Here is a 15899-nt window from a genome sequence, read left to right as displayed (position 1 = left end):
CTAAACTTTTAAAACATAAGGTTAAAAAGCCTGAGTAAATTAGCCGACTTCCATTCAAAGTACATCACTAAGTATCATTTATAACCATCTACTTTCCGTCACTTTCATCAGCTAATCACACTCACTTTTTCTTTATATCATTAAAATTTAACTCTAAAAATCATAAACAAGGAGGCCATATGATTACCCATATAAGCCCCGCAGGCAGCATGGATTTGCTCTCTCAGTTGGAAGTTGAACGTCTCAAAAAAAAGGCATCCAGCGATATTTATCAACTATACCGCAACTGTACATTGGCTGTGCTTAATTCTGGTAGCCACACTGACAATTCCAAAGAGCTGTTAGACAAATACCAATCTTTTGATGTTAATGTTGTCCGTCGCGAACGAGGGATTAAACTGGAACTGGCGAACCCACCAGAGCATGCCTTTGTCGATGGCGCCATCATTAAAGGTATTCAAGAACACCTTTTCTCAGTGCTACGTGATATTGTTTATGTGAACATGCACTTAGCGGATAACCAGCGATTCAATCTAACCAACGCTGTCCATATTACCAACCTCGTCTTCGGTATATTACGTAACGCAAGAGCACTGACGCCAGGCATCGATCCTAACCTTGTTGTATGCTGGGGTGGCCATTCGATCAATGCCACGGAGTATCAGTACACTCGAGAAGTCGGCAATGAGCTAGGGCTACGTGAGCTCAATATATGTACTGGATGTGGACCAGGAGCAATGGAAGGCCCGATGAAAGGCGCAGCTATCGGTCATGCTAAACAACGTTATACACAACAAAGATACCTTGGGTTAACGGAGCCCTCAATTATCGCCGCCGAGCCCCCCAACCCTATCGTCAACGAGCTCGTTATCATGCCGGATATTGAAAAGCGTCTTGAAGCCTTTGTCAGAATGGGCCATGGGATCATCATCTTTCCTGGCGGTCCCGGTACGGCAGAAGAACTGCTGTATATTTTAGGGATCATGATGCACCCTGAGAACGCAGATCAACCGCTCCCGATCATCTTAACGGGACCAAAAGAGAGTGAAGCTTATTTTCGCTCTATCGATACTTTTATTGCCGATACTCTGGGCGAAGAAGGACAAAAGCATTATCAAATTGTGATCAATGATCCGGCAGAAGTGGCTCGAATCATGAAGAAATCAATGGAGGAAGTACGTCAACACCGTAAAGATAAGGGAGATGCATACAGCTTTAACTGGTCACTAAAAATTGAACCTGAATTCCAGCTCCCTTTTGAGCCAACTCATGAAGCGATGGCAAGCCTTGACCTGAACTTAAATCAACAACCTCAAGTATTAGCCGCTAACCTTCGCCGCGCATTTTCAGGCATTGTCGCGGGTAATGTAAAGGCGGAAGGCATTCGTGAAATCGAGCGTCATGGACCCTTTACCATTAATGGTGACCCTGTGTTAATGAAAAAGCTCGACAAACTGCTCAAAGATTTTGTCAACCAACACCGAATGAAATTACCAGGCAACACGGCTTATGTTCCCTGTTACCGGATCGCTCATCAATAGTTGCCTCGCTGATATACCACCTCAGGTCACTTCAAGGTACGAGTTCAATCAATAGCTTGAAGTCACTTGAGTATCACTCAGCTTTCGTTACACTAGGGGGATTACGCCCCCTTTTAATTATTGACTAAGCGACTATGTCCATTCACCTTGTTATTATTGATGCGTTAAACCTGATTCGTCGTGTTCATTCTGCTCAGCCTGACCCCAACGATATAGCAAGAACCATCACGACAACAAAACGGACCCTAACTCGAATTCTAACCGAGGCAAAGCCGACACATATTATCGCGGTCTTTGATCACCATGAGCAAGATCGTGGGTGGCGTGCGGAGATCCTTCCCGAATACAAACAAAACCGTAAGCCAATGCCCGAGCCTTTAATGCAAGGATTAGACGCCATCCAACAAGCTTGGTGGGAACAAGGGATTGATTCGTTGCTCTCTGAGGGCGATGAAGCCGATGACTTAGTCGCGACCTTAGCGACAAAGGTCGCCAGTCATCAACAAAAAGTGACCATTGTTTCCACTGATAAAGGCTATTGCCAGTTACTCTCACCAACCCTACAAATTAGAGACTATTTTCAGCACCGTTGGCTTGATGAACCTTTTATTGAACAAGAATTTGGCGTCAAGCCTTCTCAACTTGCAGACTACTGGGGATTAGCAGGAATAAGCTCGAGTCAAGTGTCAGGTGTACCAGGAGTAGGGCCAAAAGCAGCCAAAGAAATCTTGACTCAATTTACCGATATTGAGCAAGCCTACGCAAGTGAAGCCTTAGCCAGTAAATATCGTAAAAAGCTTGATCAGCACATCGAACTCGCGCGGTTGTGTAAAAAAGTATCAGCGCTCAAATGCGACATAGAACTTGGCTTCAACCTGCAAGATATACGATACAACCAAGGTTAATAACCAGTCCAACCTTGCTCGCCATCTTTTTTGGAACCGAATACCCAAACAGCCTCCTGTTTTGGAGGATGAGTGAGCGTCAGTTAAAGGCGAAAGTAGCCTCTACTCAAAGGGGATAAACGAGGCAAAAGTAGTTTCATGTGACTGTTTCACGCGACTGTTATCATTAATTGAAACTACTTTTATTCTGTATTCTGTATTCTGTAACTCATTTTATATCACTCTTGCCTTATCAGTGACCAGTCACAACTCAACACCACTTTCACAAAATAAATCAAAATCTCTTAATGTTTTATATATAACTTGCTTATTTAAAACCCGACTCACAGTCTGAGAGATTCATTTCTTTATCTTGAGCCCTCCACAACCATGGAGGAAAACTCATGCTAACTCGACGATTGTTCTGTTTTATCTTACTCATTTTTCCCTACTTAGCCTTTGGGTGTGGCCAGCATCTTGAACGCGGCCAGCCATCTCAATTCAGCGACCAAGTCCTATGTCGGGAAGGTTATGCAGCGGGTTATAATTACCAAACCAAAAACGCTGATTGGGTGGCCTACCACATCACCGCAGAGAGCGTGAACCTCAATTATAAAAGAACTAATGCTTTTAAATCGGACTCTGAGCTCCCAAAAGAAACACGTTCAACCCTCAGTGATTATGCTGGCTCCGGTTATGACAGAGGTCACCTTGCACCATCAGCAACGATGGATTTCAGTCGTCAATCGATGTTGCAAAGCTTTTTACTAAGTAATATTTCACCGCAATTAGCAGGTTTTAATCGAGTTGGCTGGCGAGCACTAGAAAAGCATGTCAGAGATCTTGCTAATGAATATCAAGAACTGTACGTAGTCACTGGTCCAATATACCAAGATCAGGAAGAGAAGATAGGCCGAGGCGTTGTGGTTCCCGGTGCTTTTTATAAGGTGATACTCGACCCGTACTTTAATGATGCCATCGCTTTCATTGTCCCTCACCGCAACGTATCAGCAGAAGAGCTGAGCCATTTTATTGTCACCATTGATGAAGTAGAAAATCAGACGGGCTTAGATTTTTTTTCAAAAACGCCAGATACGATCGAGCAACAGATGGAATCCGCACTCTGGTCTGAAATGTGGCCGACTCCACAAGCCAGATCAGACAAACCAATCGAATAGGAACTGATTGATAGCTAAAATAAAGTGAGGTACCACGAAAAAAGCATCGCTAAACACGATGCTTTTTCAGTCAAGAGCCGTGGCTCTCAAATGTTGACGCCTTATACAAAAGGACGACAATCATTAGTGCGGCGAGATATGAGATAAACACTGAATATGAATCGTAATTTCCTCACGATCATGATACAAATGCTTGGCTTGTAACTTGAACTTAACCTTGTTCTCAATTAAAAACATTTTAAGATTTTCAAGATCTTGAAGCACTTCGTCATAACGCCCTTTCATTGGCAGTTTCAGATTAAATATCGCTTCTTTCGCCCAACCTTTTAACAGCCACTCTCCCATCAGGTGGGCAACGCGTGCTGGCTTTTCAACCATATCACACACAATCCAAGTGACGTTCTTTCTGTCCGGTTCAAACTTAAAACCATCAACCATGTGGTGTTTAATCTGACCCGTTTCCATTAAGCTGTCCGCCATCATACCGTTGTCGACACAATGAACGAACATCGAACGTTTCACTAGCTGGTAAGTCCAACCACCTGGGCAAGCCCCAAGATCAACCCCCCACATACCAGGAGCAAGACGCTCATCCCATTCATCACGAGGAATAAAAACATGGAAGGCTTCTTCTAACTTCAAGGTGGAACGACTTGGTGCATCTGCTGGGAATTTAAGGCGTGGAATCCCCATAAAGAACTGAGAATTATTGCCTGGGTAGGAATAACCGACATAACAGTGGCCAGGTGCAACAAAACACATGTGCAGCACAGGCTTTTTAGCATTGTCTTTATCCCACATCAGACCTTTGCCTCGCAGTGCCTGACGCATGGGTACTGTAAATTTTCGGCAGAACTTAAGCAGCTCTTTCGCTTCATTGGTATCCGGCGTTTCAATACGCAAATCACCACAACGCGGGAAAGCTTCGATATCCGCTAATTCCGCCAGAATTGGACTGATTCGGTCTTCACTAGGTAGTGCTTCAAACTCAGCAGCAATGGCAAACATCTGGCGTGCAAAAATAAGTGCACTGAAGTCTAGTCCTTTGACCAGCTTGTCTGCATCTCCATCTTGGTAACATTCAAAGACAACATAACCAGAGTTTTTCTTCACACGTGGGAAACCATATACTTCCAGTTGTGTGGCTTTGTCTTGAATTTCACCGGCACACTCTTTCTCAAAGCCAGAGCGGCAATAGAGCATTAGTTGTTTCACTTGGAGACCTCTTTGATTGTAAACGCAGCATAAAAGAACAAACACCAGCCGATCATAAACGTCAAACCTCCGAAAGGAGTAATGGGACCAAACCACTTAATGCCTGTCAGCGCCAGCGCGTATAGACTGCCGCTAAAACAAAAGATGCCGATGATAAAGCATATTGCTGCTAGGAAAAAATATTTTTGCGCTTTGACGCCTAAATTGAGTAGCAACAGTATCGCAGTCAAACCGATCATCAAGGTATGGATGAACTGATATTGAACACCCGTTTCAAAGGCGCTCAACAAAGATGGGGATAATGTCGCTTTCAGGCCATGGGCAGCAAAAGCACCTAGCATTACAGAGATAAGACCAGATAAACCCATAAACGAGAGTAACCACTTACTTTTCATCACTCACCTTCTTAATAAACTCTGCGAGTAATTCTACCGCCGTGGCGATATTATCGGCTTCGGTATAACCTGAGCGCTTTCTTGGTTTAAAGCCATGATCACCATCAGGTAAAAAGTGCGCATCAACATGCTCTGAAAGCACAAATTCATCAAACTCTTCACGTTTACCAAACGTATCTCGCTCTCCTTGCAAAATCAGCGTTGGCTTTTCAAGGTTTGCTAAATGAGCCCCTTTGTAATTTTCGGGTTTACCGGGCGGATGAAATGGAAACCCAAGACATGCAATCCCAGCAACCAAAGGATGGCCGGCCAACAAACTCGACATACGTCCACCCATTGATTTACCACCAATCACAATAGGCTGTGAAGCAAAGTGAGTGATCACTTCTTCATAAGCAGCAAGAAGCTTAGGAGCGCGATCTGGTGGGCGTTTCTTGCCATCCTCGGCACGCTTCACCATATAAGGAAAGTTAAACCTCACCACTTGAATGCCTTGTTTCGCCAGACCTAGGGCCACAGAGCTCATAAAGTCGTGATCCATACCAGCACCCGCACCATGAGCAAAAATAAATAATGGCCCGTCTTGCGGTCCATCAATCAGCCATTGGCTCATCCAATACTTCCTCTTGTTCTTTTCTTGCTGCAGCTAACATCCAGTCTCTGAAGGTCGCAATACGTCCCATATCGGCTTGCTGTTCATGACACACAACATAAAACGAGTTTTTCGACAGAAGTACTTCGTCAAATGGTGCAATCAACCGTCCTGCTTCAATTTCCGGCTTAGCAAGTACGTTATTACCCAAAGCAATACCTTGGCCGTGCACAGCGGCTTGTAATACCATCATAGAGTGGCTAAAAATGGGGCCATGATTCACATTGATTCCATCGAGATGATACTGCTTTGCAAACTGTTTCCAGTCTTTACGAGAAGTATCATGCAGCAAAGTATGTTGCTTAAGATCACTTAGAGATTCTAATGATTTGTTACCCAAAAGTAGCGCAGGTGAACAAAGTGGGATCAAAAACTCTTGATATAATTTATCCGCTCGTAAGCCCGGCCAATTTCCTCGCCCATAATAGATAGCAACATCAACATCATCGGTCAAAGAGCCCTCGTGCATATCGACCGCTTTGATACGCACATCAATATCAGGCTCTTGGGCATTAAAGTCAGCTAACCTTGGCACTAACCACTGAATAGCAAAACTCGGAGGCAAACTGATCGTTAACGCCCCTTTTTCAGAGCGCTCCAGCACTTTATCAGTCGCTTCTGCAATCGAAGTAAAAATATCTTTAATATCTAGGAAATAACTTTGCCCTTCTTCAGTCAACAACAAAGAGCGATTTCGGCGACGAAAAAGCTTCAAGGATAAGAACTCTTCTAAGGCTTTAATCTGATGACTCACTGCCGCTTGAGTCACAAATAATTCTTCGGCCGCTCGAGTAAAACTGAGATGGCGAGCAGCGGCTTCAAATACTCGAAGTGAGTTTAATGGAGGCAATCTGCGAGACATTATGGAACCTCAAATATCATTAGTTTTTTTTATCTGAAACATTATAAAATGTCCGTTGCCGAACAGCCAGATAAATTCTATATTTCTCTACGCAGCCCGAGCCGAACAAGCTTGATTTTTCTTTAAATCAATCGGTTTCGAGTTGCGATGTTGTGTTTGCAAACTCGTATTTCGAGTAAGGTAGATCCTCTACCAACCGTTCTGTCTCATTACTATGATTCAGAACAATGTACTTCCTGTATTTATTTTGACCTGTCTGTCAAATCTTACACCGCCTCATTAGGCGGTGTTTTTTTATCTGCTCTTCCTGCTCAAAAAGGTTTTGTCATCTAAGCACACAATTTTTCTTCACCTAAGAGAATGACTTCACAAGCTCGACGAGTCCAAAGTACCACATACCCAATTGACTTCAAGGTGTTTGATTCACCCTACATGGCTATCTACCCAAGTGACTGACAAAATGCCTGACTCAAAGCGAAGTCACTTGGGTAAAAATCCATCACTTAATAAAAAAGCGCAAATCGAGTGCTCAATTTGCGCTTTTTTCTCTATTAGTCTCACCATTTAGGGAAGCTCTATGGACGGTATACCTTGACGTTGCTAAAGCCTTGCTCTTGTAGGTACAGTGCTTGCAAACGGCTCATCACACCACGATCACAATACAATAGGTAAGTTTTGGTTTGGTCCAAATCACCAAACTGAGTGCCTAGCTTGTAAAACGGAATATGCTTCACTTCCACTTCATCAATCGTGAGTGGATTATCATCTTCCTCTTCTGGGCTACGAATATCCAATACGATTGCATGTTGCTCGACAGCCTGAACTTGCTCGACTTCGGGAGCGGCTTGCAATGACTCTTTAGCGATATCACGAATATCCATCACTCGTGCTTGTTGTACAACTTGCTCAAGAACGGAGAAATCGAACTTTTCCTCTTCCGCTTCCAGTTTTGCTTTCACTGCTTTTACGGTCGGTTTCTTAGAGATAACCCCACAATACTCTGGCATGGTTTTAGCGAAGTCTTCGGTGCCTATATCACGAGCCAGATTAATAATATCTTCTTTATCCCAGTTAATAAGTGGACGCAGAATCAATGTGTCTGTCACATTATCGATATGGCGTAAGTTGGTCAGCGTTTGACTCGATACCTGTCCCAGCGCTTCACCAGTAACCAGCGCTTCGATTTTCATTTTCTGAGCAACCATACCCGCCGCACGCATAAACATACGTTTCAGGATCACACCCATTTGGCCGTCATCCACTTTTTCTAGGATTTCAGCAACGACAGGTTCAAAGTCAATAGAGATGAAACGGACTTTGGCAGAAGAGCCGTACTTATTCCATAGGTAGTGGGAAACCTGCTTCACGCCAATTTCATGCGCTGGACCACCTAAGTTAAAGAAACAGTAATGGACTTTTGAACCACGCTTAATGTGCAAGTAGCTTGAAACACCAGAGTCAAAGCCACCAGAAATCAAGCTTAAGACATCTTCTTGTGTTCCGAGAGGAAATCCACCCAAACCTTTATGACGCGAGAGTACTTGATTTAGCTTGTCATTCGTCACTTCAAAGTTAATCGAGACGTCTGGGTTCTTGAGTTTTACACTTGCACTTTCAACCGCTTGATTTAGGCCGCCACCAACGTAACGCTCAAGTTCAAGTGAAGTAAACTCATGCTTGCCACGACGCTTTGCACGTACAACAAATGTTTTGTTTTCGATTGCAGAACGGTTAAGTTCTAACACTTGTTCGAAAATATCATGCAGGTCAGTAAATTCCGATTGCTGAACCTCCAAAACATGATGAATACCGGGTGTATGAGTGAGAATCTCTAACACTTCGTCATGAAAAGCATCACTTTCAGAAGTCACTTCAATATGATCGCGACGGTTAAATACCGCAACAGATTGCGTGCGACTCTTAACAATGTTACGAATGTTACACTCTAAAATCTTTGTGAAGCGCTTACGCACAGATTCACTTTTTACAAAAATTTCTGGATGGGGCTTTACAATAAATTTCATAGTCTAGTTCGCAGGTTAGTTTCGCAATCAACAACGAGTGAGGCCCTACCATTAGGTATAGACCGAAAATTGGCCTAATTTGACCTTGGAGGTCCGAGCTCACTTCAAAGGCGCAAGATTATATACCCAAATAACCTCGATATGCTAGGTTCAACCACAGTTGCCACGGTCCGTAGCAATGCATTGACCCTCGTTCTAAAGCTCTCAGTCAATAATCACTATTGATAATATCCATGTGGTGCAAGCGACTGATTCAAGCAGGATATCAAGCTAAACCCAGCGAAGTTATCTATTTCAAATAACAAAAAGCGAGCAAACGCTCGCTTAAGTATATACCCAAATGATCTCAAGAGGCTCGATTCAAAGCGAGCTTCCTTAGCTCTCAGGTAACACAGGAACTTCATCACTATAGAGAGGTTCACCCTGCATAATACTGATTTCTACGCGGCGGTTACGTGCTCGATTCGCTGCAGAGTCGTTCGGTGCTAACGGCTCGGTATCGGCCATCCCACGAACTCGTAAACGTTGATGTGAAAAGCCTTTCACCTTTTCCATCTCTTGAGCTACTGAAACAGCCCGCTGAGAAGAAAGGTCCCAGTTTGAACGGTACAACTCAGAATCCAGCGGTTTACTGTCGGTATGCCCAGATACACGGATAATACCAGGGACATCTTTCACCAGTTCGGCAATCTGACGTACCAAAGGACGGAACTTAGGCTGCAAGAAAGCAGATTCTTCAGGGAAAGCGCCTTTCTCACGCATGCGGATCACAATCTGTTGACCAAGATTTTCAACTTCGATCGCCCCTTGGTCGATTTCACGCTCCAGAGCTTTCTTGATGCTTTCCATCAAGGTTTCCATCTCTGCCGATTGCTCAGACTGTTGTTGCTGACTTTCAGCTTGTGCAGACTGGTTACTTTGCGTCGACGTCTCAGCGGATTGCCCACCATTTAACTCACCTTGGTCACGCATTGTACCACCTGCACGATCCGATTCTCCATCATGGAACTCCAGCGTTTGCTGAGTAATATCCATTGTTTGCTGCATGATCACTTCAATCGGCGTCGGCTCGGGGCGACCCGGCCTAAACTCTTGCGCAATAATACTGGTGCCTTTAGGGATGTCCTGAACTTCAAGTTGATTTTGCACACCAAAAGCAAATTTCATCGACCCCGCGATCTGCTTGAATTTCAGTACGTCCATTTCTGAGAACGAAAGTAACAGTACAAAAAAGCACATCAATAGCGACATCAAGTCAGCAAAAGTCCCCATCCATAAAGGCAGCCCAGGAGGTGGACAATCACATTGGTTATCTTCATCCATCAGGTACTCTCCTGGTTACTCATCTATCTCAAGGGCGCGTTTACCCTCATTCAAGTAGTTCTTCAAGTAGCCATCAATAACGCGTGGGTTTTGTCCATCTTGAATTGCCAACACACCATCCATAATCAAACGTCGGTTTAATGTTTCTTGATCTCGACGTAGTGACAGTTTGTCAGCAATAGGAAAAAACACCATATTGGACAAGATTGCTCCGTAAAGCGTGGTTAAAAGTGCAACCGCCATTGCCGGTCCGATCGCCTTAGGATCGTCCATGTTGGCAAGCATAGCAACTAGGCCGATCAACGTACCGATCATTCCCATCGCAGGCGCAACATCACCGAAGGCGCGAAATACCCCTGTACCTTGCGTGTGACGTTCAGAGGTCAACGCAATGTCTTTTTGCAATGCCGCTCGAACCACATCAGCATCATGTCCATCAACCAACAAGTCGATGCCTTTTTGCATAAAGCTGTTGGTAATGGTCATTTCCTCTAGTGCTAAGAAACCACCTTTACGAGCGGCGTCAGCCATTTCTACAACTTTCGCGATCAAATCTTCAGGTTCGTCCGCTTTAAACATGAACGCCTTGCCTGCGATTTTGGCTGCCCTTAAAAATTGACCTACCGTAAATTTCATTAAAACAACAAACGTCGAACCACCCACTACGATAAGAATCGAGGTCACGTCGACAAAGATGCCAATGTCTCCCCCCAGCACCATCGCCATAATAACGAAGGCGAAACCACCTATCAGGCCTATTAGGGTTGCTAAATCCACAAAGCACTCCTCATGTTGTTTATCGTTAAATCTTGCCTAATTCGGCGAACTATTAGTTGTATCGACAACTCACCGCGTTTTTTTAGAAAAATCTTACTGAAGACATCACAAAAGATCATTTTGCCCTCAACAATACGCTTTAATTATCACTACAGGCTATCTAAACACGAATTTTGTGACAATTATATAAGGTTAAATTTGACCAAGTTAGTAGGCTAAGGTAACTTTCGTCCATTCTACGATTCGGCTGGATAAAGACAGAACAGAGATGGCGACCAAAAAACCTGAAAATATGACCTTCGAAGCAACCATTGAAGAGCTAGATGGCTTGGTTGATCAACTTGAGAGCGGCGATCTTGCACTCGATGACGCTCTCCGTAAATTTGAACGCGGCATCTCACTCGCTCGAGCTGGGCAAGTCAAACTGAGTGATGCAGAGCAACGTGTTCGCATTCTTCTTAGTGAAGACGATGAAGCACCTTTGAGTGACTTCACTTCTGAGTCAGAATAATCATCGGTAATGAGCAACGAAATGCAACAAGCACTGGCGTTTTATCAACAACGAAATAACCAGCAATTAAATCAGTGGCTGGAGCAATTGCCTCATCACGAGCAGCCTCTTATCCAAGCCATGAAATACGGCCTGCTACTTGGCGGCAAACGAGTCAGACCATTTTTGGTGTACATGACAGGTGAAATGCTTGGCTGTCGACCTGAAGATCTGGATACTCCAGCATCTGCTATTGAATGTATCCATGCTTATTCACTGATTCATGATGACCTCCCGGCAATGGACAACGACGAACTGCGTCGTGGACAAGCCACCTGTCATATTAAATTTGATGAAGCCACCGCTATTTTGACTGGTGATGCCTTGCAAACACTGGCCTTTACCATTCTTGCCGAGGGGCCGCTAAGTTCAGAGGCAGAGAGCCAAAGGATCAAAATGGTTCAAGCACTTGCCAAAGCCTCCGGCGCTCATGGTATGTGTTTAGGTCAAGCGCTTGACCTTGGTGCTGAGAATTGTGCCGTCTCTCTTGAAGCACTAGAAGAAATTCATCGTAATAAAACCGGAGCACTGATTACCTGTGCATTAACTCTGGGAGCCCTAGCGGCTGGCACAAAAGGTTTGGAAGTTTTGCCTCACCTTGAACGATACTCTCGTGCAATTGGACTGGCATTTCAGGTACAAGACGATATTCTTGATATTATTAGTGACACTGAAACCTTAGGAAAACCTCAGGGTTCAGACCAAGAGTTAAACAAAAGTACTTATCCATCTTTGCTTGGTTTAGACGGTGCTGTAGCAAAAGCTCACACTCTGCTTCAAGAAGCACTTCAAGCATTGCAAGCAATACCTTACAATACTCAGTCACTCGAAGATTTCGCCCGATATGTCATCGAGCGCAAAAACTAACACAAAAAGCGCGCATATATATGACTCTTGATATTTCAAAGTACCCAACACTGGCGTTAGCGAATACACCGGAAGAGCTGCGTCTACTTCCGAAAGAAACCCTACCGACACTGTGTCAGGAGCTTCGCACTTACTTGCTGAACTCCGTTAGCCAATCGAGCGGACACTTAGCGTCAGGTTTAGGCACTGTTGAGCTTACTGTTGCCCTGCATTATGTTTATAACACACCCGTTGATAAGCTCATTTGGGATGTAGGCCATCAAGCTTACCCACATAAAATCTTAACGGGTCGGCGTGAGCAGCTTTCCACTATACGTCAAAAAGGTGGACTTCATCCATTTCCTTGGCGCGAGGAAAGTGAGTACGACACCCTCTCTGTTGGCCACTCATCGACGTCGATCAGCGCAGGCTTAGGCTTAGCGATCAGTGCCCAAAAAGAAGGTCAAGGTCGAAAAGTGGTCAGTGTTATTGGTGATGGCGCGATCACTGCAGGTATGGCTTTTGAGGCCATGAATCACGCAGGTGATGTTCATACTGATATGCTGGTCATTCTCAATGACAACGAAATGTCGATCTCTGAAAACGTGGGCGCTTTGAATAACCATCTCGCCAAAGTGCTGTCTGGCAGTTTGTATACCTCGATCCGTGAAGGAGGTAAAAAAGTACTGTCAGGCGTTCCTCCTGTTAAAGAGCTGGTTCGCCGAACAGAAGAGCACTTAAAAGGCATGGTTGTGCCGGGCACGCTGTTTGAAGAGTTGGGCTTTAATTATATTGGTCCAATCGATGGCCATAATATCAATGAGCTGGTTAAAACGTTAAAAAATATGCGTGAATTAAAAGGGCCTCAATTCCTGCATATCATGACGAAAAAAGGCAAAGGCTATGAACCTGCCGAAAAAGATCCAATTGGCTACCACGGGGTACCAAAGTTCGATCCAAACCATCATAGCTTACCAACCAGCAAAGCCAATAAGCCAACATTTTCGCAAGTGTTTGGTGACTTCTTATGTGATATGGCCGCTCAAGATCCGCAGTTGATGGCAATCACCCCCGCGATGCGTGAAGGCTCAGGCATGGTACGCTTCTCTAAAGAGTATCCAGACCAATACTTTGATGTCGCAATCGCCGAGCAACATGCGGTCACACTCGCAACAGGAATGGCAATTGCAGGAGACCGCCCTATTGTGGCGATCTACTCCACTTTCTTACAGCGTGGTTACGATCAGCTCATCCATGATGTTGCGATTATGGATCTTCCCGTTATGTTTGCCATTGACCGTGCTGGTTTGGTCGGTGCTGACGGTCAGACTCACCAAGGGGCTTTTGACTTAAGCTTTATGCGTTGCATCCCTAATATGGTGATCATGACTCCAAGTGATGAGAACGAATGTCGCCAAATGCTCTACACGGGTCACATGCACACTGGACCGAGTGCCGTTCGTTACCCACGTGGTAGCAGCAATATAAGCTGCTCTATCGATGAACAATTCACCGCTCTTGAAATAGGCAAAGGACGTATTGTTCGTGAAGGTGAAAAAGTGGCTATTCTAAACTTTGGTACCTTCTTAGGTAACGCATTAGAAGCCGCTGAACAGCTCAATGCCACGGTCGCTGACATGCGTTTTGTGAAACCAATCGACGAAACTCTGATTCGCGAATTAGCCGCCAAGCATGATGTCATCGTGACACTAGAAGAAAACGCCATTGCTGGTGGTGCTGGTGCTGGGGTCAGTGAATTTATGATGCAAGAGAAGATCATAAAACCCGTTCTGCACCTTGGTTTACCTGACCGCTTTATTCCTCAAGGTACACAGGCCGAATTACATCAAGATTTAGGTCTAGATGCCAAAGGGATCGAAGCATCAATCAACGCTTATCTTGCGAAATAAGCAGCATACCCAAGTACCTAATTATCTTGAGTAACGACGACAACGATCAAAAAGGGGGCAAGCTTTGCCCCCTTTTAATCTTAATCATCCTAAGCAATATCATGAGATACCCAAGTACCTTCAAAAAGCTTGGATACCTCTTTTATCCCAAGACTATCCAACCGGCGTAATTTGCGGTTAACAGCAGCGCAATTGCTGCCATAATCCCGGCCACGATGTCATCGATCATGATCCCTAAGCCACCGTCGACCCGCTTATCTAGCCAACTGATCGGCCAGGGTTTGACCATATCGAAAAAACGAAACCAGACAAAACCTGCCACAATCCACTGCCATTCCGTGATTGGAATATTCAGAGCAGGCATCACAGTCATCGTAAGCCAAAAGCCAGCAAACTCATCCCAAACAATTGAGCCATGATCATGAACCCCCATATCATCGGAAGTAACCTGACAAATTTTAATCCCGACAATACATGAGATGACGACCACAATGAGATAGGCAGACAGAGGGAGCTGCGCAAGCAATAAAAAGAAAGGAACAGAAGCAAGTGTCCCCATCGTACCAGGGACGATTGGGGATAAGCCGCTACCAAAACCAGTAGCGAGTAAGTGCCATGGATTTTTTAAACGGATCAAAGAAAGAGGATTCGTCATTTTGCCAACCTATACTGACGTTGTATTATTCGTGTTTGTTATGTGTCCAAGTGACTGAGGGAGCTTGATTTATAGCCATATCACTACATCAAGTGCGCTCAAACCATCATGTAAAATGATCAAAACCGCTTAACTCCCAATCCAGTTGTTGCTGATTGTCATGCAATTCAAAGATGCCTCTAGGACGAATTTGCCCAATGCAGGTCACTTTACAACCAATATGTGCCAAAGCACTTTGTAAAGACCCACGATTATGCTCTGGAACAGTAAAGCACAATTCATACTCTTCGCCACTGGTTAGAGCGTAGTGCTGGGCGCTGACTTTGTTATCGAGAAACTGAGCCAACTCTGCTGAGATGGGTAACTGAGAAACGTCCAAGCTGACGCCAACATCGGACTGCTTCAAGATATGTTTAATATCTGAAATTAAACCATCAGAAATATCAATGGCTGAAGAAGCGAGCCCGAGCAAGGCTTGACCAGCTAAAATACGAGGGGTACTCAGATAATGCCTTTGTTCCAACTCAATGGCTGCGGGACGAGTACGGTAAGCCTGATTTAAAATAACATCTAACCCAGCCTTTGCATCGCCAAGGTTACCTGTAACATAAACCCAATCACCAACTTGTGCCCCAAACCGGGTTAATGCGCCTTTCTCTGGCACAAAACCTTGTACCGTCAATGTGAGACTTAAAGGACCTTTCGTCGTGTCGCCACCAATCAACTGAATGCCGAAGTAATCGGCTAAACTGAAAAATGACTTACAGAAAGGTGCCAACCAAGCTTCATCTGGCTCTGGCATGGTCAGGGCAAGACTCACCCAAGCAGGCGTCGCTCCCATCGCGGCCAAATCACTGATGTTCGACGCAAGTGCTTTATGTGCGACCCAAGCAGGATCTGCATGAGTAAGGAAATGAGTGCCAGCCACCAAAGTATCGGTACTGACTGCAATGTGAACGTTCGCTGGCGCTTTGACTAAGGCGCAATCATCGCCAGCCGCCAACAGCACATCTTTACGCTGAGCTTGTTGAGCAACAAAATATTTTTCGATTAAGTTGAATTCACCTGACATATTTTATTCATGTAT

General features: G+C 44.7%; 15 protein-coding genes. 6 read left to right on the top strand and 9 right to left on the bottom strand.

Annotation, left to right across the window (positions count from 1 at the left end; all coding sequences use genetic code 11):
* Positions 1-179 precede the first annotated feature (179 nt).
* From ppnN to BS333_RS03300, 3 genes are all read left to right on the top strand, one after another.
* Complete coding sequence (ppnN, locus tag BS333_RS03310) at positions 180-1541, top strand: nucleotide 5'-monophosphate nucleosidase PpnN (RefSeq protein WP_021709182.1); 1362 nt, start codon at positions 180-182, stop codon at positions 1539-1541.
* Between the two features lie 134 nt (positions 1542-1675).
* Complete coding sequence (gene xni / locus BS333_RS03305; protein ID WP_021709183.1) at positions 1676-2446, top strand: flap endonuclease Xni; 771 nt, start codon at positions 1676-1678, stop codon at positions 2444-2446.
* Between the two features lie 383 nt (positions 2447-2829).
* Positions 2830-3603: a DNA/RNA non-specific endonuclease gene (locus BS333_RS03300; protein WP_021709184.1), complete on the top strand. Its 774-nt coding sequence runs from the start codon at positions 2830-2832 to the stop codon at positions 3601-3603.
* Between the two features lie 123 nt (positions 3604-3726).
* Here the strand turns inward: BS333_RS03300 and rlmM are convergent, their stop codons facing one another.
* The 7 genes from rlmM to pomA form a co-directional block, all read right to left on the bottom strand.
* Positions 3727-4818 carry a 23S rRNA (cytidine(2498)-2'-O)-methyltransferase RlmM gene (gene rlmM, locus BS333_RS03295; protein ID WP_021709185.1) on the bottom strand — a complete coding sequence of 364 codons (1092 nt, stop codon included), beginning with the start codon at positions 4816-4818 and terminating at the stop codon, positions 3727-3729.
* Positions 4815-5213, bottom strand: coding sequence for a DUF423 domain-containing protein (locus BS333_RS03290; protein WP_021709186.1), 399 nt, complete (start codon positions 5211-5213; stop codon positions 4815-4817). The genes rlmM and BS333_RS03290 overlap by 4 nt, the downstream gene beginning before the upstream one ends.
* The gene (locus BS333_RS03285) at positions 5203-5826 is read right to left on the bottom strand and encodes an alpha/beta fold hydrolase (RefSeq protein ID WP_021709187.1); all 624 of its coding nucleotides are present in this window, start codon (positions 5824-5826) and stop codon (positions 5203-5205) included. The genes BS333_RS03290 and BS333_RS03285 overlap by 11 nt, the downstream gene beginning before the upstream one ends.
* Complete coding sequence (locus tag BS333_RS03280) at positions 5807-6727, bottom strand: transcriptional regulator GcvA (RefSeq protein ID WP_021709188.1); 921 nt, start codon at positions 6725-6727, stop codon at positions 5807-5809. Before BS333_RS03280 ends, BS333_RS03285 begins: the two co-directional genes overlap by 20 nt.
* A 575-nt stretch (positions 6728-7302) precedes the next feature.
* Positions 7303-8751 carry a tRNA uracil 4-sulfurtransferase ThiI gene (gene thiI, locus BS333_RS03275; RefSeq protein ID WP_021709190.1) on the bottom strand — a complete coding sequence of 483 codons (1449 nt, stop codon included), beginning with the start codon at positions 8749-8751 and terminating at the stop codon, positions 7303-7305.
* A 375-nt stretch (positions 8752-9126) separates the two neighbouring features.
* A complete protein-coding gene (locus BS333_RS03270) occupies positions 9127-10074 on the bottom strand; it encodes a flagellar motor protein MotB (protein ID WP_021709191.1) in 948 nt (315 codons plus the stop codon).
* A 15-nt stretch (positions 10075-10089) separates the two neighbouring features.
* Positions 10090-10851, bottom strand: coding sequence for a flagellar motor protein PomA (gene pomA / locus BS333_RS03265; RefSeq protein WP_021709192.1), 762 nt, complete (start codon positions 10849-10851; stop codon positions 10090-10092).
* 268 nt (positions 10852-11119) lie between these two features.
* Here pomA and xseB point away from each other — a divergent pair, with 268 nt between their 5' ends.
* The 3 genes from xseB to dxs are packed head-to-tail and all read left to right on the top strand — an operon-like array spanning position 11120 to position 14157.
* Positions 11120-11362: an exodeoxyribonuclease VII small subunit gene (gene xseB / locus BS333_RS03260; protein ID WP_021709193.1), complete on the top strand. Its 243-nt coding sequence runs from the start codon at positions 11120-11122 to the stop codon at positions 11360-11362.
* Between the two features lie 21 nt (positions 11363-11383).
* Positions 11384-12268 (top strand): (2E,6E)-farnesyl diphosphate synthase, encoded by an 885-nt coding sequence (ispA, locus tag BS333_RS03255; protein ID WP_021709194.1) that lies wholly within the window; start codon positions 11384-11386, stop codon positions 12266-12268.
* Positions 12269-12288: 20 nt separating this feature from the next.
* Positions 12289-14157, top strand: a complete 1869-nt coding sequence (dxs, locus tag BS333_RS03250; RefSeq protein ID WP_021709195.1) for a 1-deoxy-D-xylulose-5-phosphate synthase — start codon at positions 12289-12291, stop codon at positions 14155-14157.
* 142 nt (positions 14158-14299) lie between these two features.
* Here the strand turns inward: dxs and pgpA are convergent, their stop codons facing one another.
* Positions 14300-14812, bottom strand: coding sequence for a phosphatidylglycerophosphatase A (pgpA, locus tag BS333_RS03245; RefSeq protein WP_021709196.1), 513 nt, complete (start codon positions 14810-14812; stop codon positions 14300-14302).
* 106 nt (positions 14813-14918) lie between these two features.
* Positions 14919-15884, bottom strand: a complete 966-nt coding sequence (gene thiL, locus BS333_RS03240; protein WP_021709197.1) for a thiamine-phosphate kinase — start codon at positions 15882-15884, stop codon at positions 14919-14921.
* Positions 15885-15899 lie beyond the last annotated feature (15 nt).

Origin of the sequence: Vibrio azureus (assembly GCF_002849855.1) — a bacterium.
GTDB classification, from domain to species: domain Bacteria; phylum Pseudomonadota; class Gammaproteobacteria; order Enterobacterales; family Vibrionaceae; genus Vibrio; species Vibrio azureus.
Note: the sequence above shows the minus strand (reverse complement) of the source record. Positions and strands in the feature narration are given on the sequence as shown.